The sequence below is a fragment of the Asticcacaulis aquaticus genome, from assembly GCF_028550415.1.
Taxonomy (GTDB): Bacteria; Pseudomonadota; Alphaproteobacteria; order Caulobacterales; family Caulobacteraceae; genus Asticcacaulis; species Asticcacaulis aquaticus.
The window spans coordinates 21,118-46,964 of sequence record NZ_JAQQKX010000017.1 but is presented as its reverse complement, the minus strand read 5'-3'; the positions used below and the strand labels follow the sequence as shown (position 1 = coordinate 46,964).

At 61.3% G+C, this 25,847-nt stretch carries 29 protein-coding genes and 1 tRNA gene; 16 read left to right on the top strand and 14 right to left on the bottom strand.

The annotated features are described in order from the left end of the window. Positions 1-158 precede the first annotated feature (158 nt). From PQU92_RS16710 to PQU92_RS16700, 3 genes are read right to left on the bottom strand one after another with little or no spacing between them, the layout of a single operon-like run. Entirely contained in the window at positions 159-905 is a 747-nt protein-coding gene (locus PQU92_RS16710) for a hypothetical protein (protein WP_272749410.1), read from the bottom strand. Between the two features lie 10 nt (positions 906-915). Then, on the bottom strand, positions 916-1,326 hold the full coding sequence (locus PQU92_RS16705) for a hypothetical protein (RefSeq protein WP_272749409.1): 411 nt from the start codon (positions 1,324-1,326) through the stop codon (positions 916-918). A gap of 15 nt (positions 1,327-1,341) precedes the next feature. Beyond that, positions 1,342-2,877: a UbiD family decarboxylase gene (locus PQU92_RS16700; protein WP_272749408.1), complete on the bottom strand. Its 1,536-nt coding sequence runs from the start codon at positions 2,875-2,877 to the stop codon at positions 1,342-1,344. Positions 2,878-3,040: 163 nt separating this feature from the next. Between PQU92_RS16700 and PQU92_RS16695 the strand changes: the two genes are divergently transcribed. Further along, complete coding sequence (locus PQU92_RS16695) at positions 3,041-3,874, top strand: SDR family oxidoreductase (RefSeq protein WP_272749406.1); 834 nt, start codon at positions 3,041-3,043, stop codon at positions 3,872-3,874. Here PQU92_RS16695 and PQU92_RS16690 read toward each other — a convergent pair. Beyond that, positions 3,871-4,953, bottom strand: a complete 1,083-nt coding sequence (locus tag PQU92_RS16690; protein ID WP_272749405.1) for a hypothetical protein — start codon at positions 4,951-4,953, stop codon at positions 3,871-3,873. The genes PQU92_RS16695 and PQU92_RS16690 overlap by 4 nt on opposite strands. A 100-nt stretch (positions 4,954-5,053) precedes the next feature. Next, positions 5,054-6,244 carry a BaiN/RdsA family NAD(P)/FAD-dependent oxidoreductase gene (locus PQU92_RS16685; protein ID WP_272749404.1) on the bottom strand — a complete coding sequence of 397 codons (1,191 nt, stop codon included), beginning with the start codon at positions 6,242-6,244 and terminating at the stop codon, positions 5,054-5,056. A 134-nt stretch (positions 6,245-6,378) separates the two neighbouring features. Between PQU92_RS16685 and PQU92_RS16680 the strand changes: the two genes are divergently transcribed. The 6 genes from PQU92_RS16680 (at position 6,379) to PQU92_RS16655 (ending at position 10,615) form a co-directional block, all read left to right on the top strand. Continuing rightward, entirely contained in the window at positions 6,379-6,585 is a 207-nt protein-coding gene (locus tag PQU92_RS16680; RefSeq protein WP_272749403.1) for a DUF2061 domain-containing protein, read from the top strand. A 72-nt stretch (positions 6,586-6,657) separates the two neighbouring features. Beyond that, positions 6,658-6,861, top strand: a complete 204-nt coding sequence (locus PQU92_RS16675; protein WP_272749402.1) for a DUF2061 domain-containing protein — start codon at positions 6,658-6,660, stop codon at positions 6,859-6,861. A 115-nt stretch (positions 6,862-6,976) separates the two neighbouring features. Continuing rightward, complete coding sequence (locus PQU92_RS16670) at positions 6,977-7,096, top strand: entericidin A/B family lipoprotein (RefSeq protein ID WP_272749401.1); 120 nt, start codon at positions 6,977-6,979, stop codon at positions 7,094-7,096. A gap of 31 nt (positions 7,097-7,127) precedes the next feature. Next, positions 7,128-7,727: a DUF1287 domain-containing protein gene (locus PQU92_RS16665; protein WP_272749400.1), complete on the top strand. Its 600-nt coding sequence runs from the start codon at positions 7,128-7,130 to the stop codon at positions 7,725-7,727. Beyond that, positions 7,693-8,283: a hypothetical protein gene (locus PQU92_RS16660; RefSeq protein ID WP_272749399.1), complete on the top strand. Its 591-nt coding sequence runs from the start codon at positions 7,693-7,695 to the stop codon at positions 8,281-8,283. Before PQU92_RS16665 ends, PQU92_RS16660 begins: the two co-directional genes overlap by 35 nt. Before the next feature lie 328 nt (positions 8,284-8,611). Beyond that, complete coding sequence (locus PQU92_RS16655) at positions 8,612-10,615, top strand: AAA family ATPase (RefSeq protein WP_272749398.1); 2,004 nt, start codon at positions 8,612-8,614, stop codon at positions 10,613-10,615. Here PQU92_RS16655 and PQU92_RS16650 read toward each other — a convergent pair. Further along, positions 10,599-11,144 (bottom strand): NADPH-dependent FMN reductase, encoded by a 546-nt coding sequence (locus tag PQU92_RS16650; protein WP_272749396.1) that lies wholly within the window; start codon positions 11,142-11,144, stop codon positions 10,599-10,601. The two genes, PQU92_RS16655 and PQU92_RS16650, sit on opposite strands and share 17 nt — an antisense overlap. A gap of 141 nt (positions 11,145-11,285) precedes the next feature. Here PQU92_RS16650 and PQU92_RS16645 point away from each other — a divergent pair, with 141 nt between their 5' ends. After that, positions 11,286-11,951 carry a cation efflux transmembrane domain-containing protein gene (locus PQU92_RS16645; RefSeq protein ID WP_272749395.1) on the top strand — a complete coding sequence of 222 codons (666 nt, stop codon included), beginning with the start codon at positions 11,286-11,288 and terminating at the stop codon, positions 11,949-11,951. On the opposite strand, the gene PQU92_RS16640 is transcribed toward PQU92_RS16645, so the two are convergent. After that, on the bottom strand, positions 11,925-12,479 hold the full coding sequence (locus PQU92_RS16640; RefSeq protein WP_272749394.1) for a uracil-DNA glycosylase family protein: 555 nt from the start codon (positions 12,477-12,479) through the stop codon (positions 11,925-11,927). The genes PQU92_RS16645 and PQU92_RS16640 overlap by 27 nt on opposite strands. Beyond that, the gene (locus PQU92_RS16635) at positions 12,476-13,063 is read right to left on the bottom strand and encodes an SOS response-associated peptidase (protein WP_272749393.1); all 588 of its coding nucleotides are present in this window, start codon (positions 13,061-13,063) and stop codon (positions 12,476-12,478) included. The genes PQU92_RS16640 and PQU92_RS16635 overlap by 4 nt, the downstream gene beginning before the upstream one ends. 102 nt (positions 13,064-13,165) lie before the next feature. Between PQU92_RS16635 and PQU92_RS16630 the strand changes: the two genes are divergently transcribed. Then, entirely contained in the window at positions 13,166-13,651 is a 486-nt protein-coding gene (locus tag PQU92_RS16630) for a hypothetical protein (RefSeq protein WP_272749391.1), read from the top strand. A gap of 40 nt (positions 13,652-13,691) precedes the next feature. After that, the gene (locus tag PQU92_RS16625) at positions 13,692-14,453 is read left to right on the top strand and encodes a pseudouridine synthase (RefSeq protein WP_272749390.1); all 762 of its coding nucleotides are present in this window, start codon (positions 13,692-13,694) and stop codon (positions 14,451-14,453) included. Between the two features lie 142 nt (positions 14,454-14,595). Here the strand turns inward: PQU92_RS16625 and PQU92_RS16620 are convergent, their stop codons facing one another. After that, on the bottom strand, positions 14,596-15,165 hold the full coding sequence (locus tag PQU92_RS16620) for a DNA-3-methyladenine glycosylase I (RefSeq protein WP_272749389.1): 570 nt from the start codon (positions 15,163-15,165) through the stop codon (positions 14,596-14,598). 571 nt (positions 15,166-15,736) lie between these two features. Between PQU92_RS16620 and PQU92_RS16615 the strand changes: the two genes are divergently transcribed. Continuing rightward, positions 15,737-16,195: a hypothetical protein gene (locus tag PQU92_RS16615; RefSeq protein WP_272749388.1), complete on the top strand. Its 459-nt coding sequence runs from the start codon at positions 15,737-15,739 to the stop codon at positions 16,193-16,195. 185 nt (positions 16,196-16,380) lie between these two features. After that, positions 16,381-16,707, top strand: a complete 327-nt coding sequence (locus PQU92_RS16610; RefSeq protein ID WP_272749386.1) for a hypothetical protein — start codon at positions 16,381-16,383, stop codon at positions 16,705-16,707. Here PQU92_RS16610 and PQU92_RS16605 read toward each other — a convergent pair whose 3' ends face one another. Then, entirely contained in the window at positions 16,708-18,642 is a 1,935-nt protein-coding gene (locus tag PQU92_RS16605; protein ID WP_272749385.1) for a PAS domain-containing hybrid sensor histidine kinase/response regulator, read from the bottom strand. It lies immediately after the preceding gene. A gap of 126 nt (positions 18,643-18,768) precedes the next feature. Here PQU92_RS16605 and PQU92_RS16600 point away from each other — a divergent pair, with 126 nt between their 5' ends. Then, positions 18,769-20,361, top strand: coding sequence for an alpha-N-arabinofuranosidase (locus tag PQU92_RS16600; protein ID WP_272749384.1), 1,593 nt, complete (start codon positions 18,769-18,771; stop codon positions 20,359-20,361). Positions 20,362-20,378: 17 nt separating this feature from the next. Here PQU92_RS16600 and PQU92_RS16595 read toward each other — a convergent pair whose 3' ends face one another. Next, the gene (locus tag PQU92_RS16595; protein WP_272749383.1) at positions 20,379-21,728 is read right to left on the bottom strand and encodes an anti-phage deoxyguanosine triphosphatase; all 1,350 of its coding nucleotides are present in this window, start codon (positions 21,726-21,728) and stop codon (positions 20,379-20,381) included. Between the two features lie 55 nt (positions 21,729-21,783). Continuing rightward, positions 21,784-22,359, bottom strand: coding sequence for a TetR/AcrR family transcriptional regulator (locus tag PQU92_RS16590; RefSeq protein ID WP_272749382.1), 576 nt, complete (start codon positions 22,357-22,359; stop codon positions 21,784-21,786). A gap of 85 nt (positions 22,360-22,444) precedes the next feature. Between PQU92_RS16590 and PQU92_RS16585 the strand changes: the two genes are divergently transcribed. Continuing rightward, positions 22,445-23,701 carry an MFS transporter gene (locus PQU92_RS16585; RefSeq protein WP_272749381.1) on the top strand — a complete coding sequence of 419 codons (1,257 nt, stop codon included), beginning with the start codon at positions 22,445-22,447 and terminating at the stop codon, positions 23,699-23,701. Between the two features lie 54 nt (positions 23,702-23,755). On the opposite strand, the gene PQU92_RS16580 is transcribed toward PQU92_RS16585, so the two are convergent. Next, a tRNA-Ser gene (locus tag PQU92_RS16580) sits at positions 23,756-23,845 on the bottom strand. Positions 23,846-24,019: 174 nt separating this feature from the next. Here PQU92_RS16580 and msrA point away from each other — a divergent pair. Continuing rightward, positions 24,020-24,658, top strand: coding sequence for a peptide-methionine (S)-S-oxide reductase MsrA (msrA, locus tag PQU92_RS16575; protein WP_272749379.1), 639 nt, complete (start codon positions 24,020-24,022; stop codon positions 24,656-24,658). Positions 24,659-24,681: 23 nt separating this feature from the next. Beyond that, positions 24,682-24,921, top strand: coding sequence for a hypothetical protein (locus tag PQU92_RS16570; RefSeq protein WP_272749378.1), 240 nt, complete (start codon positions 24,682-24,684; stop codon positions 24,919-24,921). Positions 24,922-24,932: 11 nt separating this feature from the next. Here the strand turns inward: PQU92_RS16570 and PQU92_RS16565 are convergent, their stop codons facing one another. After that, positions 24,933-25,784, bottom strand: coding sequence for an NAD(P)H-hydrate dehydratase (locus PQU92_RS16565; RefSeq protein WP_272749377.1), 852 nt, complete (start codon positions 25,782-25,784; stop codon positions 24,933-24,935). Between the last annotated feature and the right edge of the window lie 63 nt (positions 25,785-25,847).

Below are 25,847 nucleotides of genomic sequence, written 5' to 3'. Positions count from 1 at the left end.
CTTTATGGGCTTTGGTTTTGGGCCGCGGCTTTCTTGGTCAGCCCCTTGTTCGCGTCAGCGTTGACACCGCCCTAAACCGCGATCATTTCTCTTTTCTCCACATCGGCAGAGCCGCCACGCACCCGAAAATGCTCGGGCAGCACACCCGGGGTAAGGCGTTATTTTCTCAGGCGGCTCACGACATAGCCGAGCAGGCCATAGATCGTTGCAAACAGGGTGATCAGCAGGACCGCGTAAGGCAGAAAATATAGAACGCCCACACCGCTGTAAAACGGGGCCGGGCCGTATCGATAGCCCACGCTGATCTCGTTTTCGGGAGCGATGATATAGATGCCCATGATGAGAGCGGTGAGGGCACTGATGCAAACGATCAGGTGCACAACGGCTTTTGCGGTCAGTTTCGGGGCGTCGCGGTTGTGGCGATAGGGCAGTTGTCGCGCCGCGTAGAACCATAGAACGAAAGAGGCCAGCAGACACAGATTATAGAACAGCCAGAATTTCTCGCGGTTTTCATCCTGACCGCTACACCACGGTGCGATGATCAGGGGGCAGGTGACCCACGACTGATAGGGCGCGGCATCGAACGCCATAATGGCGACATACAGGGTGATCGCCGTGATAAGAAAGATAATCGTCACCCCGTAGCACCCCCATATGAAGGCGGTCATGGTGACTTCGCTGTAGGGCTGCGCGGGTTTTTTGATCGCAAAACACATGATCAGCGCCGCGACCAGAAACACGGCGCTGAGCACCATATTCTGCGTTACAACATAGAGAACAACGGCAAGCAGGATCGCGCCGAACCCACCCGGCCAGCCGCCTTTGTGCTGATTGTATCTGGCGTTCAGATAGTCTCGGTGCGCACGCCCGTACAGGCGCGCGATGTCGCGTTTTTCGTCGTTCATGGTTCCCCCCTCATTCATGAACATGGGCCGTTTTCGAGCCGCGTTGCCGCCAGCCGCGATACGTCAGGTAGAGGTGCATCGGTACGCCCAGTATGGCGTAAAGGTTTGCAAATCCAACCATGATCGGATTGTTCGCAGAAAACGCTCCGGCAAAGCTAAGCGCAAACAGGCTCAGGCTCACTATCTTGATCACCGCGGCGAACCACAGACCGTGGAGATTCGATGGCCCCCGGCGGCGCTCCAGCCCGACGATCAGACCGGCATCGAGGACCAGCAGACACGCCGCCGGAAGCTGGAAAAACAGGATGACCAGCTCCGGATAGCTGTCGTGTTTTTGCGCGCTCATCTCCCATGCCAGCGGCGTAAAGGAAAACACGCAGGTCACCACCAGCACCGCGATGCTGAACAGAAGAAGCCCCACCCCCCGCATCGCCGCCTACTTTTTCCAGATCGGTTTACCCGATCCCGGCAGGCCCATCGCCGCCCATTTGGCCGAAACGCGGTCGATGACGCTCTGCTCCATGTACAGTTCCTCGCCCCATTCGCGGTGGGTTTCCGGCTCCCACTTGTTGGTGGCGTCGAGGCCGACCTTCGAGCCCAGACCGCTTTCCGGCGAAGCGAAGTCGAGATAGTCGATCGGCGTGTTCTCGATGATGGTCAGGTCGCGCGCCGGGTCCATCCGCGTCGAGACCGCCCACATGACGTCCTTCCAGTCGCGGCAGTTGATGTCGTCGTCCACCACGATCAGCCACTTGGTGTACATGAACTGACGCAGGTACGACCACGCGCCCATCATGACGCGCTTGGCGTGGCCAGGATAGGCCTTCTTCATCGAGATGACGGCGATGCGGTAGCTGCACCCTTCCGGCGGCAGCCAGAAGTCGACAATTTCTGGAAACTGCTGACGGATCAACGGGATGAAGACTTCATTTAAGGCTTCGCCCAGCACCGACGGCTCGTCGGGCGGCCGTCCGGTGAAGGTCGACAGGTAGATCGGCTTTTTCCGCATGGTGATGGCCGAGACCTTGAACACCGGGAATTTTTCGACCGAATTGTAATAGCCCGTGTGGTCGCCATAGGGGCCTTCGTCGGCATATTCGTCGAGCAGCACATGCCCTTCGAGGACGATTTCGGCTTCGGCGGGCACCATCAAGGGGACGGTTTTCGCGGGGACCAACTCAGCCTTGGCGCCGCGCAAAAGCCCCGCGAACTGATATTCGCTCAGGGTGTCCGGCACCGGCGTCACGGCGGCGAGGATCGTGCCTGGATCGGCCCCCAGCACGACGCAGGCGGGCAGGGGCTCGGTCTTTTTGGCCTTCTTCCAGCGCGCGTGGTGCTGCGCGCCGCCGCGGTGCGCCAGCCAGCGCATGATGGCCTTGTCCTTGCCCAACACCTGCATCCGGTAAATGCCGAGGTTAAAGTCGTCCTCGCGCGATTCCGACGGGCCTTTGGTGACGACGAGCCCCCAGGTGATCAGCGGCGCGGGCTCACCGGGCCAGCAGCCTTGCACCGGCAGTTTCGTCAGATCGATATCGTCGCCGGTCAGGACGACCTCCTGCACGGGGGCTTTCGAGACGGTCTTGGGGCGCATCCCCATGACGGTCTTGGCCAGCGGCAGCATGCTGAGGGCGTCCTTGAAGCCGCGCGGCGGTTCCGGTTGACGCAGGAAGGCCAGTAATTCGCCGACTTCGCGCAGGTCCTGCGGATTGGTGCGGTCCTTGCCTTCGAGCGTGACGCCCATGGCCACGCGCTTGACCGTACCGAACAGGTTAACCAGCACCGGCATGTCTGATTTGGAACCGTCGGGCAGCAAGACATTCTCGAACAGCACCGCCGGGCCCTTGTCGGCCAGAAGCCGGGTCTGGATCTCCGTCATTTCAAGGTGCGTCGATACCGGCTCGGTGACCCTGATCAGTTCGCCTTCGCGCTCCAGCTTACTGATGAAATCACGCAGGGATTTGTAGGCACTCATGACCGGGACTTTCGCATTAAAATACGCAGCGAGACATAGGCCGATGGGGCGCGGGAGGCAAGTCTTCTCCGCCCTGTGCTTGCGTGGGGCGGTGGTAAGTGCGACACATCCTATACCTCCCCGGCATGGCCGAAGAGATATGATGAGGGCGGACGCGTAGATAATGACAAAGCTATTGGTAATCGGAGCGACAAGCCTTGTCGGACGGCGTCTGGCGGACATCGCGCCGGACGCGACCTTCACCACGCGCAAGCCGAAGCGTTCGGGAGAGGTCTTTCTCGACCTGATGCACCCGGAAGCGTTCGAGGGCGAATGCTTCGATGACGTCATCGTCACCTCGCCGATCTGGCTGATCACCGATACGGTGCTGGATATGCTGTGGCGGCAAGGCATGAAGCGGATCATCGCCTTTTCCTCGACCTCGCGCTTCACCAAGACCTTCTCGCCGGAGCCGGAAGAGCGCCGGATCGCCGATCTGCTCAGTTCTGCCGAAGCCCGGATCGAAGCGTTTGGTGCGACGCATGATGTCGATTGGACGATCCTGCGCCCGACTTTGATCTATGATGAAGGTTTGGATCAGAATGTCAGCCGTATCGCCCAGATGATTGATCGGCTGGGCTTTTTTCCGCTATGCGATGGTGCCAAAGGCCTGCGTCAACCGGTCCATGCCCGCGATCTGGCGAAAGCCGCGGTCGATGTGATCAATATTGATGCGACACGTGACAAAGCCTATGACCTCAGCGGCGGCGAGACCTTGAGTTACCGTGATATGGTGGCGCGGATTTTTGCCGCCAAAGGGAAGGCGGCGCGCGTTCCATCTTTCCCGGCGGGCCTGTGGAAGCTGGGGTTCGGCGTGATTGGAGTCATCAAGCCGGGGGCCGCGCTGAAAAACAACGTCAATATGGCGCTGAGGATGAACACCGATCTGGTCTTCGATCACTCAGCCGCCACGCGCGATTTCGGTTACGATCCGGCGATGTTCAAGCCGGTATTTTAATCCAATTTCCATGCGAAATTCAGTCGGACCACACGACCGGCAAAGGGTTTGAGCCGTTCAGGTGTCGCGCTTTTCAGCCCAAAACGACCGATAAGCGACAGTGTGGCGGCACCGAAGCCATAGCCCAGAGGTTTCTCAGCGGTGATTATACAGTTCTCGTAACCGCCTTCCGGCGTGATTCGGCAATCGAAAGCGACGTCGCCCTCCATTTCGGCATCCTGCGCTCGCGGCGGATAAATGTCGGCGATTGTGGCCCCATTCATGAGCCTCTGGCGTTCATAGGCGATCCGACGCCAATCTTTAGGTAAATCGATATCCGAAACGAGTTGGGCCTCGATGGTGGCCGATGTTACCTCCGGGTGAGCGGCTATCCACGCTACGGCGTCCGGTGCCTTATAACGGGCCGCATGAAAATAGAGACGTGCAGCCTCTTGCGCGTCAGCGGTCACACCGCGGCCTTGTTCGTAGTAGCGCGCCAGTCGTGGGATATAGGCCTGTGGGTCGGCCCCGACCGCCAATCGCGTGTAACGCAAACCCTCTGCATCGCTTAAGGCAACGGCCTTGCTATCGTAAAGATCGGCCAGCTGTTTTGCCGCCGCGATGCTGCCCCACTCGACCAGTTCGCGATACATGCCGACGGCATGTACCGGGTCCTTGCGATTGAGTTCGACAGCGAGCGCCATGGAATAGTAGCCGTCCGGGGTGCCTTTTTCCGCAGCCTTGCGGCAATAGAGCAAGGCCTGATCCCAGTCTTTCAAGGGTTCGCGGTAAAGTCCGCATAGACGGACATAGGCTTCGGGGTTTTCGGCATCAGCCGCGCGGCGATACCACACCAAAGATTGCTGCGGTTCGGAGGGCATATAGGTGTCGCCCAGGTACAAGGCGGCGTCGGCGCTGCCGGATTCGGCGGCTTTGGTGAGCCAGAGGCGAGCCTTGTTCAGATCGGCCTCGACCCGATACGGACCGTAAAAGCCCATGCGGTACACCTGACCCAGATCGGTCTGAGCCTGCACGTCGCCATTTTCAGCGCGCTTGATAAGTTTGCCGACGGTGTCCGGATCGGCGGCCTGCGCAGACATCGGCAGAGCCAGCGAGCATACGGCCCACAAGCATGAAATAAAGCGAAGTAACATATTCCCTCCCCGGAAGCGGTCAAACTGCCGTACCGTCCGGCAGGCGTCAAGCCAGCCGTTTTAATATCGCCCGGGCGGTCCAGACCGCCTGACTGAAACAGGCTTGCAGGAGGTAGCCACCCGTAGGGGCTTCCCAGTCGAGCATTTCGCCGATGGCATAGGTGCCGGGCAGAGCCTTTAATTCGAAGTCGGTCGTCAGAGCATCGAAGCGAATACCGCCCGCCGAGGAGATGGCGCGGTCGAGCGACTGCGCGCCGGTCAGGGTCACCGGCACCGCCTTGATAAGGGCCGGCGTAATCTCCTGACCGGTTTCGCGCAGCAGGGCGATGGCGGCGGGCGAGAGATTAAGAGTTTTGCGTAATTTATTGCTTAAACTGTCATTTTTCGCGCCACGTGACAATTTGTTGACGATCTGCGCTTCGTTCAGTTCCGGCTTGAGATCGACGAGCAGCGTCGCCGAACCCTTCCGCGCTATGGTGTCGCGCAGGGCCGCCGCATGGGCATAGACCGCGCCGCCCTCTATCCCGTGGCGGGTCAGCATCAGCTCGCCCTTACGCACGCGGCCTTCATAGGTCAGGGCGATGGGTTTCAGTGGTTCTCCGGCGAAGCGGTCGCGGAAGTGGTCGCTCCACATGACGGTAAAGCCCATATTGGCGGCCTTGAGCGGGGCTATATCCACACCGCGCGCACTCAGAATATCGGTCCAGCCGCCGTCCGAGCCCAGCTTCGGCCACGAGGCCCCGCCCAACGCCAGAACGGTAATGTCGGGCGTGACCTCGACGGTCTTATCCCCATGCGTAAAGGTAAGCGCATTATCGACCCAGCCGGTCCACGCGTGGCGCAGGTGAAAGCGCACGCCCTGCGCCTCCAGCCGTTTCAGCCAGGCCCGCAGCAGTGGCGAAGCCTTGAGCGCCTTGGGGAAAACGCGACCGGAGCTGCCGACGAAGGTTTCGGCCCCCAGACCGTCGGCCCAGTCGCGCAGATCCTTCGGCGTAAAGGCTTCGATGGCGGGTTTGATCTGTGCCGACCGGTTGCCGTAGCGCCCGATAAAGGCTGCCAGCGGCTCGGAATGGGTCAGGTTCAATCCGCCGCGCCCGGCCATCAGGAATTTGCGCGCCACCGACGGCATCCGGTCGTAGATATCGACGCTGTGACCGGACGCGCTGAGACGGTCGGCCAGCATAAGGCCGGCGGGACCGGCACCGACGACGGCAATGGTTTTGGGAGCAGGGGACATGGGGCTGTTTAGGCGCGGGGCGTTACAAAAGGCAAGTCTATAGATTTTATTTATACAAAAATCAAGAATGATCGATTTTTCTTTGTGCGGGTCACGCGCTAAGCTTATGACCTGATCTTATGAGGAGCCACGTCATGCGCCTGTTTGCCAAAACCTTGTCCTACGGTACCGTTCACGTCGCGGTGGCCTCCACCGTCGCCTATGTCCTGACCGGCAATTGGGCGATTGCGCTCGGTATCGGCCTTGTGGAACCGATGGTTCAGACGCTCGTCTTCCCGCTGCACGAATATGTCTGGGAGCGTAAGGCGCCGGAAACGCTGTCATTGATCCATCATCACTAAGGTTAGAGGTAAACCTGCTTGTGCAAATGAGAATTATTATTATATTTTCGTTGAAATGTACAAGGAGTGCCCATGCGGCTATTGTTCAAAACCCTGACCTATGGCGTGCTGCACATCGGTGTCGCGACGGGCGTCGCCTATGTGCTGACGGGAAATCTGGCCGTATCTCTGGGTATCGGTTTGCTGGAGCCGATCATCCAGACTCTGGTCTTTCCATTGCATGAATATCTGTGGGAGCGAAAATCCGGTAAGATTCAGTGGTTTCATAAACACTGATTTTATTGGTTTCTTATGCCGTCCTTATCTTTGGCGGCCCGCTCAATAATTGCCATAATCGTCCCTCACGCTCACCCTGATCGAACCTGCCACTTTTCACGAAGGTTCGAATCCGATGAAACGTATCGTCATTATCTCGCTGATTGCCCTCCTGCCGGTTCTGTCGGCGTGCAACACCATCAAGGGCGTGGGCCGCGACATCGAATCGGTCGGTGAGGCGCTCGACGGCAAGTAACCGGCGAAGCTTGAGCTTTGGGGGAAGCCTATTGGATCGCCGCACGATTTTAACAGGTCTTTCCGCCTTTACATTTTCCGCATCTCACGTCGGTGCCCAACCGGCGTCGAAGGTTGCACGGCTTCTGGCGGCGGCGCACACCCAGACCCGAAGCCGCGTCACCTACGATCCCGCCTATACGCGCATCCTCTATCCTAACGGCGACGTCGCGCCGGATAAGGGCGTGTGCACCGACGTCGTCATCCGCGCCTACCGGGCCATCGGGATCGACCTGCAACGGCTGGTGCACGAAGATATGGCCGCGCAGTTCCGGCTCTATCCCAGGACCTGGGGCCTGAAAAAGCCGGACCCCAATATCGACCACCGCCGGGTACCGAATCTGGAGGTTTTCTTCAGCCGTTTCGCCGAGGTCCGGCCCCTGAGCCGCAAGCCTGAGGATTACAAGCCCGGCGATCTGGTCACCTGCCGCATCATAGGGTCGCATCTGCCGCACATCATGATCGTGTCGGATCAACTGGCTTTTATGAGCCGGAGCCGCTATCAGGTCATTCATAACATCGGGGCGGGCCCCAAGCAGGAAGACCAGTTATTTATCCATGACCTCACAGGACACTACCGGTTCGCGCTCTGAGCAGGGTTGGGACACCCAGCACGGCCTGAGGCCGCTGCTCAATTTCCTCAAACAGGCGCGCAGCCACTATCTCGATCAGTTCCGTTCGTTCGTCGAAAACCAGCGCAAGGCGGGCTATGTCGGTGAGCCCGAGGTGCAGTTGCAAACCGACGACGAGGCCCTGTTCGACCGGTTTCTGGTCGGGGATTACCTAATTACCGGTGCGCATCCGCATGTGGTGCGTTTCGAACCGTCGCGTATGCTGTCCTTTTCGCCGATGGTGGTGACCCTGAACGGCATGAACGTGACGATCGAGCGCCTGCGCTGGGACGACGTGGTCGTCGTCAGCGACGTAGCCTTGCCGACCGCAGATGCCCTGCAGGTGTGGTTCGAAGACTGGACCGAGACCCGGCCCAATCCGGAGGACCATCACGAACCCTTAGCCAATGTGTTGCACAGCGTTCGGTTCGAAGACGGGCAGATGCGCGTCGATTTCGGCTCGGCCTTGCCCAAGGCCCTGGTCGATCTGTTCCTCCTGCTGCATGAATCCGGCGCGCGGGACGTAAAGCTGGTTTAACCCTGCCGGAAGGATATGGCGTGAAGCGTGGCGCAATTGCCACGGGTGTGTCGCCTGTTTGCAAGCCGCCTTGCGCATGGTTGCAAAATTAACTATAGGTAAGCCCGCGCCGCCTTTTACGCGGCCATATGGAGAGTATGGATTGTTGGGATCGAAACACAGCCGGGGTCTTAAACCCGCCGCGATCCTGCCTTTCGTCTAAGCGCCCTTCGGCGTGGCGACGGGGCGGGAAGGCCCGGTCGCACCCAGGTTTCAGATATCAAATATATTGAAGAAACATCGTGAGATGCGCGGGATCGCGCGTCCGCCGAAGACAAAGACACTGAAAATGAACGAACATTCTATCGCCCGGAGCCTGACGCTCCGGATCGCGCGCGACCTCGTGCCGGGGTCGCCGGCCGCGCTCAAGCTGATGAGTTGGGCCGAGACCCATGCCGACTGGTTGTTAGGTGCGACCAAGCCGCCGAAGGTGAAAACCGGCAAATCGGCCAAGCTTAAGCCCGATACCGCCCAGAAAGACGAGTGTACCCGGATGCTCAAGCGTCTGGAGTCAGCAGAGTCACCCGATGCACCGCGTCCGCGCGTGCTCGACCTGACCGACGAACTGGGGCGTCTGCTGAACCTTGAGGCCTTCGATGCCCATTTGCTGACCCTGATGATCGCCTGTGACCGGTTGCCGCGCGTGGCCGATATGCTGGACGGGGTGGTGGAGCATATCCGCGACTTCCCGGCGCTGCTGGGGGAACTGGCCGGAGCCGAGCCGCTCGACGCCGCGCGCCGCGTGCGCGGTAGCGAGGTGATGAAGCTGGGGGTGGTAGGCTTCGGGCGGCGCCGGTTTGACGACCCGATCGACATCCAATGGCCGCTGTGCCGGGTGCTGGATCGCGAACCGGAGGCCGAGGCGCTGGCCGAAGCCCTCGCCGGACGGCGTCAGACCAGTACACTCAATATGGCCGATTTCGCCCATGTTGCCGATGCGGACTTCCTTGTGCGGCTGCTGCAAGGGGCGGTGCGTGAACGGGCGCACGGCGTCAATATCCTGATCCACGGGCCGCCGGGCAGCGGCAAGACCGAACTGGCGCGGACGCTGGCCGCGGCGGCGGGCTGCGCCCTGCACGGGATCGGGGAGGCCGACGACGATGGTGAGGAGCCGAACCGCCGCGACCGTGTTCTGGCGCTGATGCTGGCGCAGCGGATGCTGGGCGACCGCAGCGGTGCCGTGCTGCTGTTCGACGAGATGGAGGACCTGATCGGCGGCACGCAGCGTACGACCGGCGACTGGTTTACGCAGCGCGAAGGCAGCAAGGTCTTCGTCAATCGGTTGCTGGAAACCAATGCCGCGCCGGTCATCTGGGTCACCAATGCCGTGGGCAATATCGATGACGCGATCCTGCGCCGGATGAGCTTTATTTTGAAACTCGATCTGGCCCCGCGCCGGGCCGCGCATGGTATCCTGACGAGGGTCGCCGCCGACGAAGGCGTGCAGCCGGGTGAGGCTATGACGCACCTGATCGACCGCGCGCCGGAAACGGCCAGCGTCCTGCGTGTGGCGGTGCGGGCGGGACGTCTGGCCGGTGAGGACGACGGCGGCGCTCAGGCGGCGACCTCGCTGGTCCGGGCCCTGCGCGGCGGGGAAATACCGTCGCACGGCTTCGACGCCATCGACCTGTCGCTTTACGAGGCCGACCGGCCGCTGGAACCGCTGTTCGACAGCATCCGGACCTTGGGTGCGCTCGATGTGTCATTGCTGCTGACCGGGCCGCCGGGGACGGGTAAGACGGCGCTGGCCCACCATTTGGCGCGGGCGCTGGACAAGCCGTTGCTGGTGCGTCGGGCGTCGGACCTCCTGTCGAAGTGGGTGGGCGAAACCGAGCAGAACATCGCCGGGGCCTTCGAGGACGCGCGGCGTCAGGACAGCGTCTTGCTGTTCGACGAGGCGGATTCGCTGCTGTTCGACCGGACGCGGGCGCGTACTTCGTGGGAGGTGGGGCAGGTCAACGAGATGCTGACCTGGTTGGACCGGCACCCCCTGCCGGTGGTGGCGGCGACCAACCACAAGGATCAGCTCGATCCGGCCAGCCTGCGCCGGTTCGTGTTCAAGCTTGATCTGGCACCGCTGGGGCCGGAGAAGCTTGAGCGGGCTTTTGTGCGGTTCTTCGGCATGGCGGCCCCGGCGGGGTTGTTTGGCCTGCGCAACCTGACACCGGGTGATTTTGCCGTGGTGGCGCGGCAGTTGCGCCATGCCCCCGCGCCCGACGCTCAGGCGATCCTCGCGCGTCTGACCGACGAGAGCCGCGTCAAGCCGGACACCGGGGTCAGGATCGGATTTTGATCTCGGCCAGCAGGCGATCGAGCGACGACTGGATGAATTTGAGGTTGGTTTCGTCGGCGAAGTCCCCGTCGACGAACTTCTTGTCGATGCCGGCGATGACAACTTCGGCGCCGCCCAGCGGGTGCGCGCCGATGGCCGCCAGCGTGCCGCGGATCTGCGACTGGGCGCGGACGCCGCCGGTCGAACCGGGCGAGGTGGTGATGATCAGCACCGGCTTACCGACCAGCGCCGCCTTGCCATAAGGGCGCGACAGCCAGTCGATGATGTTCTTGGTCGAACCCGGCATGGCGTAATTATATTCCGGGCTGGCGATGATGATACCATCGGCCGCATTGACCTGCGCGCGCAGGGTTTCGACCGAGGCCGGGTTCGGCTCGACATCGAGGTCCTGATTATAGACCGGCACGTCCACGACATTGGCGACCTCGATTTCCACGCCGTCGGGCGCGGTTTTCGCCAGGGTTCGCAACAGGGCGGTGGTGTGCGAGGCCTTGCGCAGGGCGCCGGAAATGGCAATCAGCTTGGTCATGGTGGCGGTCTCCAAATCTTATCTGTAATTGTTGAGGATACAGCCCTTGCATCCGTCAAGGGAACCCCGAAATGCAGAGAACCGCATAATTTGTTTGCCAAGTCAGCTCGGCAATCCTCTTATGTGGGTGAGGAGTCTTGCATGAGCCACGACCACGCCCCCGGCGCGCACTGCCATCATGACCATGAGCACGGTCATGTCCACGATCATTCCGATCCGGTGGTCGATCCGCAGTACCGCAAGGTCCTGTGGTGGGTGATGCTCATCAATGCCGCTATGTTCTTCGTCGAGATCGGTGCGGGCTATCAGAGCCTGTCGAAATCGCTGCTGGCCGATTCGCTGGATTTCGCCGGCGACGCCATCAATATCGCGCTGAGCCTGTTCGTCCTGACAGCCTCGGTACCGACGCGGGCGAAGATGTCGCTGTTCAAGGCGGCATCGATGTTTCTCTTTTCGATCTGGATCATGGGGGCGACCCTGTGGCAGGTCTATACGGGCGACGTCCCCAAGGCCGAGATCATGGGGATCATCAGCGTGCTGGCCGTGGTGGCGAACCTTTTATCGGCATGGTGGCTGTACAAATTCCGCGAAGGCGACTCCAATATGATGTCGGTGTGGCTCTGTGCGCGCAACGATGCCATTGGTAATGTGCTGGTCATGGCCGCGGCGGTCGGCGTGTTCTTCACGCACAACACCCTGCCGGATGCCATAGTGGCACTGGTCATGGTCGCGATGGGGCTGCAAGCCGCGACGCAGATCGCGCGTCGGGCATGGGATGAGCTACAGGCGGCGAAGGCGGGCGCGTAGGTCTGGGACGATCTCCGCCTCGAACCACCGGTGCTTCTTGAGCCAGATACCGTTGCGCGGCGACGGGTGAACCAGTGGAAAGAACTTGCCGTAATCATTGGCGTTTTTCACACGCTCGGTCAGGCTCAGGCGGTCGCCGAGATAGGCGTTTTGCGCATATTGCCCGATCAGAAGCGTCAGTTCGATATTGTGCAAGGTCGCCAGAACGCGTTTATGCCACAGCGGTGCGCATTCCTGACGCGGGGGATTGTCTCCCGATTTTCCGCGCCCGGGATAGCAGAAGCCCATCGGCATGATGGCGATTTTCGATGTGTCGTAAAAGACTTCCGGCGTTACCTGCATCCAGTCGCGCAAGCGCTCGCCGGACTTGTCGTCCCACGGAATGCCGGACGCATGGACCTTCGTGCCGGGGGCCTGACCGATGATCAGAATGCGCGCGGCGGGGTTGTCGGCACGTACCACCGGCCTTGGCCCCAGCGGCAGATCGGTACAAATCCGGCACGCGGCGATCTCATCGAGCAGGCTCAAAACAGGCTCGCTTGCACGTCACCGACGGGCTCAAATTGGTAAAAATCGTCAGGCGGTAAGGCCGGATCGAACAGGTCATTGGCAAGCCACGCCTGCCACTGCCGCCGCCCGACGACGACGGGTTCACGGTCATGGATCGCCGCCATCTGTGTCCCGGCCGCGCGGGTCAGGATGGTGAAGGTATCGCCTTCCCATAGCCCGGCGAGCACCAGAGGTTCATGGTCGCGGCGGGTGATCATCCATTTCTGTCGTGATGATGCGGGGCCGGACCATTCGTGAAACCCGGCGACGGGTATCAGCGCATGGCGACGGGCAAACGCTTCCTTGAAAGTCGGTTTCTCGGATGCTGTTTCAATACGGGCATTGAAGGTCGCGGCCTTTTGCGGCGCCGAGGCCCATGACGGCACGAGGCTCCAGCTTTTGGTGGTGATGACCGGTCCTTGCGTTACCACCGGATAGGCGTCGGTGGGTTTGACGACGCCCTCTTGGTACGCTTCGACGATTACCGCAATCACCTCATCGGACATGCCGAGGCTTTTCAGGAAGTCGATCCAGATTTTAAGGGCCAGTAACTGTCCGCACATGAAGGCAATAGATCCTTAATTTACAGCCGTTGTAACTGGTGACTTGCTACCGTTCCGGCTATGGGGACATGATACAGCTTATTGTCAACCGGGGAATGGGTAATGCGCGCGTGGATCATATCGTTGATAAGCCTCGTCCTTTTAGGGATGTCGGCTCAGGCCCACGCCGATGACGCGACCCTGAATGCCATGACCAACAAAGGATGGTTGTGCGAAGGGTCATGGTATAACCGGTCGATTCCCAACAACCGGCTTTACTTCGCCTTTGGTATATGGGCGGAACCAAGGCCCGACAACCGTCTGAGCGGCGAGGCCAAGATGGCCTATAATCTCGACGGGCGGTCCTATTCGGCCATGTATCGCAGCGGCGGCTTCGTTTTCGACAATGCCGAGGACGGGACGGGGTTCTATTTCGAGGATTTCGCCATCACGAAGAAAGACGATATTTCGTCGTACGATCTGCAGTGGATCGACCACCTCAAGGTCAGCGTGAAGGCCGTCGGCAAGGGCGCGAACATGTATCTCGAAGGCTATGTCCTGACGCGCGCCGGGACCCAGGAATCCCTGCGTTGCACGACGAGCGGATAAAAGCGTAGCCGTCACGGCGCTTTTTCGCTATCAGCGGCGCATGTCCCTATCCCGCACCTATACCGGCTCTGAGCCGATCCGTCTCAACAAATGGCTGGCGCAGTCGGGCGTCTGCTCGCGGCGTGAGGCCGACGCCTTCATCGCCGAAGGTCTGGTCTCGGTCGATGGTGAAGTGGTGCGCGATGCGGGCCGCAAGGTCGAGGCCGGTCAGACGGTCAGCTTCAATCCGGCGGCGCAGAGCGAGATCGATAGCAAGCTGACGGTGATCTATCACAAGCCGGTCGGCATCGTCTCGGGGCAGCCGGAAGCCGGGGAAACGCCCGCTGTGCGCATGATCCGCCGTCCGAACCATTACGGACAACTGACCCAATGGCCGGATCAGAACTCGAAACTGGCCCCCATCGGGCGGCTGGATAAGGATTCGCGCGGGCTGCTGATCCTGTCCGAGGACGGGGTCATCGCCAAGGCCATTATCGGCCCGGACAGCGAACTGGAGAAGGACTACACCGTCCGCGTCAAGGGGCCGATCTTCGAGGCCAAGCTGAAATGGCTGCGCCACGGGCTGGAACTGGACGGGCGCAAGCTGAAACCGGCGGTGGTCGAGCAGGTGGGGGAGCAGACCCTGCGCTTTGTGCTTCAGGAAGGTCGCAATCGTCAGATCCGCCGCATGTGCGACATGTGCGAACTGCGCGTCATCGACCTTTACCGCTCGCGCATCGGCCCGGTGCATATTGGCGACCTGCCCGAAGGCCAGTGGCGGCTGCTGACGGCGGAAGAACGCGCAGCGTTGTTGGGGCAGTAAGATCTTTAGCCAAGGATAGACACGGATGGCCCGCTTTGCGGGCCCGACACGGATATTCTTTATGCGGAAATAGTCAGGCCGGGCTCGAACCATCCGTGTAGACCGCCGAAGGCGGTCATCCGTGTTTATCCGTGGCTAATTCTTACTTCGCCGCCCGGAAACAGGTCGCCACGTGGTCGTCCACCATGCCCACCGCCTGCATATAGGCGTAGATAATCGTCGAGCCGACAAAGCTCATGCCGCGCTTTTTCAGATCCTTCGATAGCGCGTCCGATTCGGGCGTGGAGGCCGGAACGTCTTTCAGCGTCTTCGGGCGGTTCAGCTTCGGCGCACCGCCGACAAAGCGCCACACATAGGCGTCAAACGATCCGAACTCTTTTTGGATGGCGATGAAGGCGAGGGCGTTCTTGCGCACCGACCAGATCTTCAGCCGGTTGCGGATGATGCCCTCATCGGACATCCGCGCCTCAAGTTCTTCGTCGGTAAAGGCCGCACAGGCCGCGATATCGAAGCCTTTGAAGGCGGCGCGATACTGGTCGCGGCGTTTGAGGATCGTTTCCCAGCTCAGGCCCGCCTGCGCCCCTTCGAGGATCAGCATCTCGAACAGCAACCGGTCGTCGTGCGCCGGTACACCCCATTCGTGGTCGTGATAGTGGACATAGTGCGGCTTGCTTTCATTGACCCAGCCGCAACGTGTCTTGCCGTCGCTCATAAGGTTCCCTCCGGTGATCCCCGATGTCTATTACGCGCCGCGCCCGGTTCTGTCAGTAGCGCGATTATGGTCGCATTACGCGCATTTCCGCCGGTCTGTGACGTTTCAAACACATGCGGATTTTGCAGACTTATCAAATATTTGCAATTATGGCGTCGGCGCATATGCGGTCTTTATGCCGCGGCTACATACCGGGCTGCGGTTACCGGAATTGCGGCAAAAGGGATGACGGCGGATTCCGGCTGTTGAATCTGCGACTTGTTTGCAAATCGGGCTTTCGCAGCCGCGAAATCAGGCACTCAGACGGCGGCTTTGTGGCCTTCCCAAACCCATTATGACCAGAGTTTGTTTTACCGCATAGCGACGTTCGCAGTGGGGCCAATCCGATGGTTTACTTATGGGGCCGCCCCTAATTTCAAATCAGCCGAGGCGGTGACGCCAAGCTGGCGCACCACAGCCCAGCCAAAGCCTAGGCCCTCAAGACTGGCCCCTCAGTCATTTGTTCCGAGTGAACAGGCTGAGACGGCTTTGAAAAGCAATTCTGATTTGAACAGCCAAAGGACTATCTCCAATGAAAAGCTTCAAACTGTCGACCCGTATCGCCGCTTTCGCCATCGCCGGTGCCGCCCTCTCGATGACGCCGGCCCTGGCCCAGACTACGCCGTCGACCGATGCTCCGGCGGCTGAAGCGCCGCTCAAGGACGCCCCGGCGGCTGGCGCCGTCAGCCTGACGGGCAAGATCGCCGCCGCCGGTGAAAAGGCTGGTACCTTTACGCTGAAGGTCGGTGAAGCCGATGCCGTCAAGGACATTGCCGTCGATGCCTCGGCCGCTACGTCGGACGGTCAGCCCTTCGCCATCGGTGACGAAGTGACCGTGACCGGCACGCTTAGCGCTGATGAAACCTCGCTGAAGGCGTCGTCGCTGGCCAAGACCAACGCCGATAAGGCGGCCCCGGCCACCGATACCCCCGCCACGGGGACGGACGCCGCGGTCCCGGCGGAAAAGCCCGCCAAGGAACCGGCCCAGTAAGGCGCCTCTTCTGATCCGGTTTCCGGACCGGTAGCCCTTTCATGGGGGCAATCGAAACCCCGCCCGTCCCCCACGGGCGGGGTTTTCATCTTTGCCGTTCCCCTATGCGGAGGCGCAGGCTGCGGATCGGATACTTATCCTGTTGTGTTTAGATTCAATGTATTAATTCATACAAGGAGAACGCCATGAACACCTTTGTCACCAATGGTCCGCTCACCGACTGGAACGATCACGACGCCTTCTGGAAGCAGGACTTTTCCAATCGCCCCTATGGTGCGGGTCAGGACTACGAGACCTTTTCCCCGGCCTTCCGCTTCGGTTACGAACTGTTCGGCCGCAGCGAAGGCCGGGCGTTTCACGACCTGAGCGAAGACCAGTTGCGTGCCGAATGGAACGCCTGGCCCCAGCGTGGCCATCTGGGCTGGGATCAGGCGCGCGAGGCGATCCGCGATGCCTATCTGCGCAGCGATATCGACCATCCGTCGACATTCGACCGCGTGGTGCACAAATAATCAGACGCCGACATAGAGCCTGAGCACGTTGCGCAGGTCCTCGGGTTTGAACGGCTTGGCGATATAGTCGTTCATGCCTGCCGCCAGACAGCGTTCGCGATCCCCCGTCAGGGCATGGGCCGTCATGCCGATGATCGGGAGGGGCGCGGCGCTGTTTTGCCGTTCGCCCTCGCGGATCAGCCGCGTGGTATCGAGCCCGTTGAGACCCGGCATCTGCACGTCCATCAGGACGGCGGCATAGGCGTGCGCTTCGCTGAGGCGGTCGAGGGCGGCCTGACCGGTGCTGACCGCATCGCAGGCATAGCCGAATTCCTCCAGAAAGGTCGTAGCGACCAGCACGTTGGGCGCATAGTCCTCGACTAACAGTATAAGCGGTCGCGCCGGGGCCGCCTTGTCGGTTTGAGGGGGGTGAGCCTCGTCACCAATGATCGCCTCCGCCAGTACCGGCAGGTTGAGGTGCACGGAAAACACCGATCCCTGTCCGGGTTCGCTTTCCAGTTCCAGACGTCCGCCCATGACATCGGTCAGGGTCTTACTGATCGCCAGCCCCAGACCCGTGCCGCCGAACTTGCGCGTGATCGAGGCATCGGCCTGAACGAATTTGTGGAAGATGGTGTCGCGCTGGTCCGGGGCGATGCCGATTCCCGTGTCGGCGACGTGGAAGGTGAGGGCCGCCAGCCCGTCGCTCTGGCCCGCATAATCGAGGCTGAGGCTGACCCGGCCCGTTTCGGTAAATTTGATGGCGTTGGAGCACAGATTGAGGATGACCTGACGCAGACGCGTCGGGTCGCCGATCACCTGAGGGCAGGGCGTACCGGCATAGGCGAAGTCGAGCGCCTTTTCCCGGGCCCTGACCGACATGATGCGCGCCACGTCTTCCATCAGTTGCGCGGGCGAAAAGGCGATGCGCTCCAGCTCGACCGAGCGCGCCTCGATCTTGGCGATGTCCAGCAGGTCGTTGAGCAAGGCCAGCAACGAGTCGGCGGACAGTTGCAAGGTGCGGATATAGTCCGTTTGTCGCGCGGTGAGCGGGGTCGACAGGGCCAGAATGTGCGACAGGCCGATCACCGCGTTCATCGGGGTGCGGATTTCGTGGCTCATATTGGCCAGGAATTCGGACTTGGCGATATTGGCGGCTTCGGCTTTTTCGCGCGCCTCGACCAGATCCTGAATATCGGTCGATGAGCCGTACCATTTGAGGATATTGCCCTCGGCATCCTTGGCCGGGCGCAAACGACTGAGGAACCAGCGAAACTGTCCGTCGGCGCCCTTGATGCGGTATTCGTATTCGCACGGCGCCCCCGCCGCGACGCCCGCCCGCCACGAGGTCAAGACGCGTTCGGCATCGTCCGGATGCAGCAGGCGACGCCCGGCCACGTAGTCCGACCCTTCCGGAAGGCCGGTATATTCGTACCAGCGACGGTTCATGAACTCCGGATTGCCTTCCGCCGACGAGATCCAGATGATCTGATTGACAGCGTTGGCCATGTCGCTGAGACGCTTTTCCGAGGCCTGCAGCGCCAGTTCCGAGCGCTTGTGATCGTCGATATCGGTGACCGAGCCAACATAGCCCAGATATGTGCCGTCATCGCCATAGTGCGGGTTGCCGCGCACCATGGTCCAGCGATAGTCGCCGTGCTGATTCAGCACGCGAAATTCGAGATCGAAGGCGGCCTGACGACTGGCCGCCCCCAGATAGACCTCATAGGCGTGCGGCCCGTCGTCGGGATGGATTGCATTGAGCCAGCCAAGGCTGAGGCTGCCCTCGAAGGTCTGACCGGTGAATTCCAGCCAGGCGCGGCTGGTATAGGTACACAGATTGTCGGTATTGGTGACCCAGATCATCGCGGGCGAGGTGTCGGCGATGCGGCGGAAGAGAGCCTCACCGTCGGGTGAGGGCGTTGAGCGTTCAGAAGAGGCGGTCGGTGACAGCATGAACGGCTTCGGGAACGGAGGAACGCGCGGGAATCGCACTGTTACATGCTCGCCCGTCACTTGACAAATGGCCTACGGAACGGATTAATTGTCGGACAATAATAATCGCGCACAGGAACCACCCCCATGACACGACACTGGATCGCGGCTACGTTTGCCGCCACGCTCGCTCTTGCCCCCGTGGTGGCGCAAGCCGAAACGGTCGCGGCCACGGCCACTGTGGTGTCGGAGACCGGTCCGAAGATCAGCCGCAATCTCTACGGTCAGTTTGTCGAGCATCTGGGGCGCGGGGTCTATGAAGGTATCTGGGTTGGTACCGACAGCCCGATCCCCAACACGCGCGGTATCCGCAACGACGTCGTCGCCGCTTTGAAACAGATCAGGGTGCCGGTGGTGCGCTGGCCCGGCGGGTGCTTCGCCGACGACTATCACTGGCGCAAAGGTGTGGGGCCTGAGCGCAAGGGCAGCATCAACTCCAGCTGGAGCAATGCCATAGAGCCCAATACCTTCGGCACGCACGAATTCATGGATTTCATGGAGCAGATCGGCGCGGCGCCCTATGTCTCGGTCAATATGGGCTCCGGCACGGTCGAGGAGGCGCAGGACTGGATGCAGTACATGACCGCGCCGGCCAATACCGCACCGGGTGCCGAACGCGCGAAGAACGGCCATCCTGAACCTTGGAAGGTGCCCTATGTCGGGGTCGGCAACGAGAGCTGGGGCTGCGGCGGCCACATGTATCCGGAAGAATATGCCAACCGCTACCGGCAGTATCAGGGCTATATCAAGACCTATTCCGGCCCGCGCGCCCAGAAGATCGCCACCGGCGCGGACACCGACGATTACGAGTGGACCGAAACGGTGATGAAACAGGCGCTGAAGTTCCGCCCCAAGGCCACGTCGCCCATTCTCTACAACACGACGCGCCCGCTGATGGACGGTCTGTCGCTGCATTTCTATACCCTGCCCAGCAACAAATGGGACAAGAAGGGCGTCGCCACCGGTTTCGGCGAGGATCAGTGGATATCGACGATGCAGCGCGCCCTGCTGATGGACGAGATGATCCGTCGCCACGGGGCCATCATGGACCAGTACGATCCGAAAAAGGAGGTGGCCCTGGTCGTCGACGAATGGGGCACCTGGTTCGACAAGGACGAAAAGGGGCCGGGCGGTCTGTGGCAGCAAAATACCCTGCGCGACGCTCTGGTTGCGGCGGTGACGCTGAACATCTTCCACGACCACGCCGATCGCGTGCGGATGGCCAATATCGCCCAGATGGTCAATGTCCTTCAGGCGATGATCCTGACCGACAAGGAAAAGATGCTCCTGACGCCGACCTATCATGTCTTCGACATGTACAAGGTCCATCAGGAGGCGACCGCTTTGAAGCTGGGCTTCAAATCGCCGGTCTATCAGTATGGCGACGTCAAGGTGCCGATGCTGTCGCTCACCGCCTCGAAGGATGCCGCGGGCAAGGTGCACGTGTCGGTGGCCAATCTCGACCCGAACCGCGACGCGGCCCTGACGGTGGACCTGGGTAGCCTGAACGTCTCGAAGGTGTCCGGACGTGTCCTCACCGCACCGAAGATGGACAGTTTCAACAGCTTCGATGCGCCGGACACCGTGTCGCCAAAGGCCTATACGGGGGCGAAGCTCAAGGGCTCATCCCTCAGCCTGAGCGTACCGGCCAAGTCGGTTATCACGGTGGAACTGGAGTAAAGGGCCGTCACCGAGCCTTACAGCTTATCGAACACCGAGCCCATGCGCGGGCTGAACAGGCGGTCGTAGGTCTTGAGCAGATAGCCGTCGGTCATGCCCGACACGTAGTCGCCGATGACGCGCATCCCGTCGGTGGCGGCGTCAAAGCGGGTGAACTGATCGCGGGGCAACAGCCGCTTCGGGTCCGATTGCAAGGCCTCGAACACGGCGACCACCAGCTTTTGCCCCTTGAACTCCAGATGCTGGACGCCGGGGCTGCGGATCACGTCGTCGAAGACGAACGCTTTGAGTGCTTCGAGGAAGCGTTGCGGGCCCGCCTGCATCGCAGCGCGATAGCGCAGCAGGGGCTCACCGAACGACGTTTCGATGATCTCCACCGCCGTCAGGAAGTGATGCACCAGCCGATTGACGTAGTGCTTACGCGAATCCGAGCCGCTGAACAGGGCCTTGACCATCTTCTCATAGACGTCGTTCTCGCTTTCCTGCGGGTACTTGGCCTTGAGCGCATCGAGGAACGATGTGCAGTCGGCCTCCGGTACGGCGGTACGGAACCCGGCCTCGGTGACCAGACCCAGCGCGATGGCGTCTTCGAGGTCGTGGACGCCGTAGGCGATGTCGTCGGCCACGTCCATCAGGCTGCAATCGAAGGATTTGTGCCGCGTCTTGCCGTGCTTGCCGAGGGCGGCCTCGACGGCCTGAAACGCGTCGCGCTCAGTGGCGGGCAGGGGCTCCAGCACCCAGTCAACGATCTCGGCCTCACTGTCGAGGTAGCACTTCGGCGGCTTGGACGCTTTACAATCGATGATCTCCAGCGTCGTCGGTCCGATGGCCAGGGACGGTGTCAGGTCCGGATTGGCCACCGCGCGGAAGCTGGCCGGATATTTCAGCACCCCCAGAAGCGTCCGCCGCGTCAGATTGGCCCCGGCGCTTTTCGAAAACGTCTCCAGCCGCGACAGGATGCGCAGGGTCTGGCCATTGCCTTCGAACCCGCCATGCCCGCGCAGGCAGTAGTTCAGCGCTACCTCGCCGCCGTGTCCGAAGGGCGGGTGGCCGAGATCGTGAGTCAGGCCGATGGCCTGCATCAGGCTGCGGTCGGGAAGGTAGGCGGTGGCCGGATGGTCGGGAAAACGCTTGGCCAGCGACTTGATCAGGCTGCCCGCGATCTGGGCGACCTCCAGCGAATGGGTGAGACGCGTGCGGTAAAAGTCGCTGTCGCCGAGGTTCAGGATCTGGGTCTTGCCCTGCAAACGCCGGAACGAGGCCGAATGGATGACGCGCGCATAGTCGATATCGCCGGCGTCGCGGGCGTCATCAACCTGCGCGCTCCAGCTTTCGCGGCGGGCATAGTACCAGTCGGGATGCGTCATCTGAGGGTTCCGGTGAACAGAATCGCCCGAGTCTACAAGCTGACGGTGGTCCCGGCTATGCTTTCGCCGTCAGTTCGGCGCGGACCGTCTCCAGAATGGCGTCGGACAGGGCCGGATCGTCGACGGCGCGCGCCAGGGTCATCGCGCCGATCAGGGTCGACAGGCGGACAATGGCCGTCTGCGGCAGGGCCTCATTAGCGGTATCCCCGGCGAACAACCGCTCCAGCACCGTCAGATAGCCCTTGAAGTCTTCGGTAAAGGCGTGACGCACCGTATCCGGCTGGCGCGCGATATCGGCGCACAGGGCCGGATAAAGGCAGGCCATGTCGGGGTGGTCGCGATACCGGCGCGACAGGTAGCGCTCGACATAGGCCAAGGCTTCGCCGTCGGGATCGGCAGCGCGTTTGGCCTCCAGCGATTCCGCCCGTTCACGGACCCAGGCCGAGCAGGTCTCGGCGATCAGGGCCTCCTTTGAGTCAAAATAATTATAAAAACCGCCGTGCGTCAGGCTCGCCGCCTGCATCACCTCCGCGACCTTGACGCCGTCGAAGCCTTTGAGCCGGAACAGTTCGGCGGCGGCTTTGAGGATCAGTTGGCGGTTCTGTTCGACCTGCGCGCGGGAGGTTTTCATCGAGGCTCCATAAAATCTGCCTTGACTTTACATGATGATGATCATTAATGCAAACATGATAATCATCATGTAAAAGGAACGGATCATGTCCAGAGCTCTGGCCGAACGCTTGCGCCGCCACGATATCCACTATGGCTGGGTGGTCATGGCTGTGACCTTCCTGACCATGCTGACCACCGCCTGTGCTCTGGGTGCGCCAGGGGTGCTGATGCCGCCGCTGGCGAAGGAATTCGGCTGGACGACGGCGGAAATTTCCGGCGCTCTGGCCGTGCGGCTGGTCCTGTTCGGCCTGATTGCGCCGTTTGCCGCCGTGCTGATGCTGCGGTTTGGCCTCAAGCGGGTGGTGGCTTCGGCGTTGGGCTTGATCGTCGCCGGTCTGGGCCTGTCGCTGCTGATGGGCGAACTGTGGCAGCTTCTGCTGTTGTGGGGCCTGATGGTTGGCTGCGGCGCAGGCATGACAGCCATGGTGCTGGGGGCGACGGTCGCCAGCCGCTGGTTCGTGGCGCGGCGCGGTCTGGTGGTCGGGATTCTGGCGGCGTCGAGCGCCACGGGACAACTGGCCTTCCTGCCGCTGATCGCGGCGGTGTCGGAGGCGTTCGGCTGGCGCATGGCGCAGCTGCTGGTCTGCGGTCTGCTGATGCTGGCCCTTATGCTCGTCCTGATTCTGATGCGCGATCGGCCGGACGATATGGGGCTCAAGGCCTTCGGTCAGACCGAGGCCACGCCGCCTGCGACGACCGCCAAAATTACGCCCTTCGGGGCGCTGCGTGAAGCGTCCAAAAGCGGCACCTTCTGGATATTGTTCGCGACCTTTTTCATCTGCGGGGCCTCGACCAACGGCCTGATCCAGACGCATTTCGTCTCGCTGTGTGGTGACTACGGTCTGACCGCGGTGACGGCGGCGTCGGTCCTGGCCCTGATGGGGGTGTTCGACCTGTTCGGCACGGTCGGTTCCGGCTGGCTGACCGACCGCTACGATCCACGCCTGTTGCTGGCCATCTATTACGGCCTGCGGGGCGTGGCCCTGCTGTTCCTGCCCGAATCGACCTTCACGGTGATGGGCCTGACGCCGTTCGCCATCTTCTACGGCCTCGACTGGATCGCCACCGTACCGCCGACGCTGAAGCTGACGGCGCAGCGTTTTGGCCCGGAAAAGGCGGGTGTCATGTTCGGCTGGATCTTCGCCGGGCACCAACTGGGGGCGGCCTCGATCGCGTTTTTTGCCGGATGGGTACGCACAGCCTATGCCACCTATGTCTATGCCCTGTTGATTGCGGGGGGGCTGTGCCTGATCGCCGCGGTGCTGTCGCTGCTGGCGCCGAAAGCAAAAGCTCTGGCTTAGAGCCGTTCCAGATGCAAAAAAGCCTCCGTTACCGGAGGCTTTTTTATGCGGTGATGGCGGACAGAGAGGGATTCGAACCCTCGATAGAGTTGCCCCTATACACGCGTTCCAGGCGTGCGCCTTCAACCACTCGGCCACCTGTCCATCACGCGTACGGTCGTCGCTGTAAGTTACGACCGGGAAGGCGGCGGTTATACCGGCCTGAATTCAAAGCGCAAGGGCCGATGCGCCTCTGGCGGTATCTTTTTTCCGTACTATATGGTTGGCTATAGTCCAGGCTGGGGATAAGCCTCCCCATGCGTATTCAAGGAGCGTTCCATGTTCGGTCTCAAGTCCCGTATGATTTCCCGCGAAGAGGCTCTGCCGGGCCGCGCCGACGCGATCCCGACCGATACGACCCACGCCGTGCTCGGCACGCCGCTCAAGGGGCCGTTCCCCGCCGGTCTGGAAACGGTGGTCTTTGCCATGGGCTGTTTCTGGGGCGTCGAGCGCCTGTTCTGGCAGCAGGACGGCATCTATACGACCGCCGCCGGCTATATCGGTGGCTACACGCCGAACCCGACCTACCGCGAGGTATGTTCGGGTCAGACCGGCCATACCGAAGGCGTGCAGATCGTCTATGATCCGGCGAAGATTACGTTCGAGCAGTTGCTGAAACTGTTTTGGGAGCGCCACGACCCGACGCAGGGCTTCCGTCAGGGCGGCGACGTTGGCACGCAGTACCGTTCGGCGATCTTCACCTCGACCGACGCCCAGTACGAGGCGGCTTTGAAATCACGTGATGCCTTTGAGGCGGCTCTGGCGGCCAAAGGTCTGGGGCCGATCACCACCGAGATTTTCGGACCGGATACGGATGCGCCGTTTTATTATGCCGAAGACTACCATCAGGGCTATCTGGAAAAGAACCCGGACGGTTATTGCGGTTTGAAGGGTACGGGCGTTACCTGCGCGATTTAAACGGTTCATACCGGGGGTGGCCTGTGAATAAGATCTTCCGATATTGGTTGATATTGTGCACCAGTTTCTATGATTGGTTACTGGTCATTATGTTTCCATTGTTCTGGTTGTTCGGTAAGCACAACGGAAAAACCGTGCGTCGGCGAACCGATGACGCATTTTGGAATGCTGTCAATTATGACCCGATACCCGACGAGGCCGAGGAAGCTAAAAAGGCCCGTCGCAAACGGCGTAAACCCGGACAACTGGCCGATTTCGAATAAGGCCAACGATTTTACTTTGTCATATCGCTTAGCACGCCCGGTATCTGTTCGCTCAGGTCCTCGGCAATCAGGCCGGGACCGAAGCGGCGGGCGGCTTCCGAATGCAGCCATACCCCGGCGCAGGCGGCCTCGAACGGTTTCATGCCCTGCGCCATCAGGCCGGTGATCAGTCCGCCCAGCACGTCGCCGGACCCGGCGGTGGCCAGCCACGGTGGCGCGTGACGGTTGATGACCAGCCGCCCGTCCGGATGCGCGATCAGGGTTTCCGGCCCTTTCAGCAGAACGACGGCCCCCGATGCGGCCGCGGCATCGCCCGCGGCCCGGGCGCGAAGTTCGGTCTCACGCGTGTTCACCTTGCCAAAAACGCGCTCGAACTCGCCATCGTGTGGGGTCAGGACGCACGGCCCCTCAATCGCTGCGAACAGGGTGTGCGGATCGTCCTTGAAAACAGTCAGGGCGTCGGCATCCAGTACGCAGGGCTTATGCGCGATAAGGGTGGCCAATACCGAGGCACGCGTGCGCTCGCTGATCCCGGCGGCGGGGCCGAGCAGGACGGCGGTGACGCGGCGGTCGCCGATCAGGCCCGCAAATTCCGCCACATCGCGCACCGGCTTGGTCATCACCGCTTCGAGCGCCGTGGCATAGACGATCAGGGCCGACGGATCGCAGGCCACCGAGACCAGCCCGGCCCCAACACGCAAGGCGGCCCGCGCCGCCAGTCGCGAGGCCCCCGTCGAATGGATCGGACCACCCAGCACCACCGCATAGCCGCGATCGTATTTGTTGCCGTGCGCTTCGGGCGAGGGAAAATGCTCGAACCAGTGTTCCGGGCGGTTGTCGGTGGCGGTCGGCAGGGTGCTCATGACGGGTATCTCGAATTTAACGCTCTCACGCTATCATGGCTCACCTAAAGAACCAGTGCGACA

Excerpts from the sequence above, each read along its gene's own strand:
- PQU92_RS16710 (WP_272749410.1), bottom strand. The coding sequence starts at position 905 with ATGAACGACGAAAAACGCGACATCGCGCGCCTGTACGGGCGTGCGCAC.
- PQU92_RS16700 (WP_272749408.1), bottom strand. The coding sequence starts at position 2,877 with ATGAGTGCCTACAAATCCCTGCGTGATTTCATCAGTAAGCTGGAGCGC.
- PQU92_RS16695 (WP_272749406.1), top strand. The coding sequence starts at position 3,041 with ATGACAAAGCTATTGGTAATCGGAGCGACAAGCCTTGTCGGACGGCGT.
- PQU92_RS16690 (WP_272749405.1), bottom strand. The coding sequence starts at position 4,953 with ATGTCTGCGCAGGCCGCCGATCCGGACACCGTCGGCAAACTTATCAAG.
- PQU92_RS16685 (WP_272749404.1), bottom strand. The coding sequence starts at position 6,244 with ATGTCCCCTGCTCCCAAAACCATTGCCGTCGTCGGTGCCGGTCCCGCC.
- PQU92_RS16680 (WP_272749403.1), top strand. The coding sequence starts at position 6,379 with ATGCGCCTGTTTGCCAAAACCTTGTCCTACGGTACCGTTCACGTCGCG.
- PQU92_RS16675 (WP_272749402.1), top strand. The coding sequence starts at position 6,658 with ATGCGGCTATTGTTCAAAACCCTGACCTATGGCGTGCTGCACATCGGT.
- PQU92_RS16670 (WP_272749401.1), top strand. The coding sequence starts at position 6,977 with ATGAAACGTATCGTCATTATCTCGCTGATTGCCCTCCTGCCGGTTCTG.
- PQU92_RS16660 (WP_272749399.1), top strand. The coding sequence starts at position 7,693 with ATGACCTCACAGGACACTACCGGTTCGCGCTCTGAGCAGGGTTGGGAC.
- PQU92_RS16655 (WP_272749398.1), top strand. The coding sequence starts at position 8,612 with ATGAACGAACATTCTATCGCCCGGAGCCTGACGCTCCGGATCGCGCGC.
- PQU92_RS16650 (WP_272749396.1), bottom strand. The coding sequence starts at position 11,144 with ATGACCAAGCTGATTGCCATTTCCGGCGCCCTGCGCAAGGCCTCGCAC.
- PQU92_RS16645 (WP_272749395.1), top strand. The coding sequence starts at position 11,286 with ATGAGCCACGACCACGCCCCCGGCGCGCACTGCCATCATGACCATGAG.
- PQU92_RS16635 (WP_272749393.1), bottom strand. The coding sequence starts at position 13,063 with ATGTGCGGACAGTTACTGGCCCTTAAAATCTGGATCGACTTCCTGAAA.
- PQU92_RS16630 (WP_272749391.1), top strand. The coding sequence starts at position 13,166 with ATGCGCGCGTGGATCATATCGTTGATAAGCCTCGTCCTTTTAGGGATG.
- PQU92_RS16625 (WP_272749390.1), top strand. The coding sequence starts at position 13,692 with ATGTCCCTATCCCGCACCTATACCGGCTCTGAGCCGATCCGTCTCAAC.
- PQU92_RS16620 (WP_272749389.1), bottom strand. The coding sequence starts at position 15,165 with ATGAGCGACGGCAAGACACGTTGCGGCTGGGTCAATGAAAGCAAGCCG.
- PQU92_RS16615 (WP_272749388.1), top strand. The coding sequence starts at position 15,737 with ATGAAAAGCTTCAAACTGTCGACCCGTATCGCCGCTTTCGCCATCGCC.
- PQU92_RS16610 (WP_272749386.1), top strand. The coding sequence starts at position 16,381 with ATGAACACCTTTGTCACCAATGGTCCGCTCACCGACTGGAACGATCAC.
- PQU92_RS16605 (WP_272749385.1), bottom strand. The coding sequence starts at position 18,642 with ATGCTGTCACCGACCGCCTCTTCTGAACGCTCAACGCCCTCACCCGAC.
- PQU92_RS16600 (WP_272749384.1), top strand. The coding sequence starts at position 18,769 with ATGACACGACACTGGATCGCGGCTACGTTTGCCGCCACGCTCGCTCTT.
- PQU92_RS16595 (WP_272749383.1), bottom strand. The coding sequence starts at position 21,728 with ATGACGCATCCCGACTGGTACTATGCCCGCCGCGAAAGCTGGAGCGCG.
- PQU92_RS16590 (WP_272749382.1), bottom strand. The coding sequence starts at position 22,359 with ATGAAAACCTCCCGCGCGCAGGTCGAACAGAACCGCCAACTGATCCTC.
- PQU92_RS16585 (WP_272749381.1), top strand. The coding sequence starts at position 22,445 with ATGTCCAGAGCTCTGGCCGAACGCTTGCGCCGCCACGATATCCACTAT.
- msrA (WP_272749379.1), top strand. The coding sequence starts at position 24,020 with ATGTTCGGTCTCAAGTCCCGTATGATTTCCCGCGAAGAGGCTCTGCCG.
- PQU92_RS16565 (WP_272749377.1), bottom strand. The coding sequence starts at position 25,784 with ATGAGCACCCTGCCGACCGCCACCGACAACCGCCCGGAACACTGGTTC.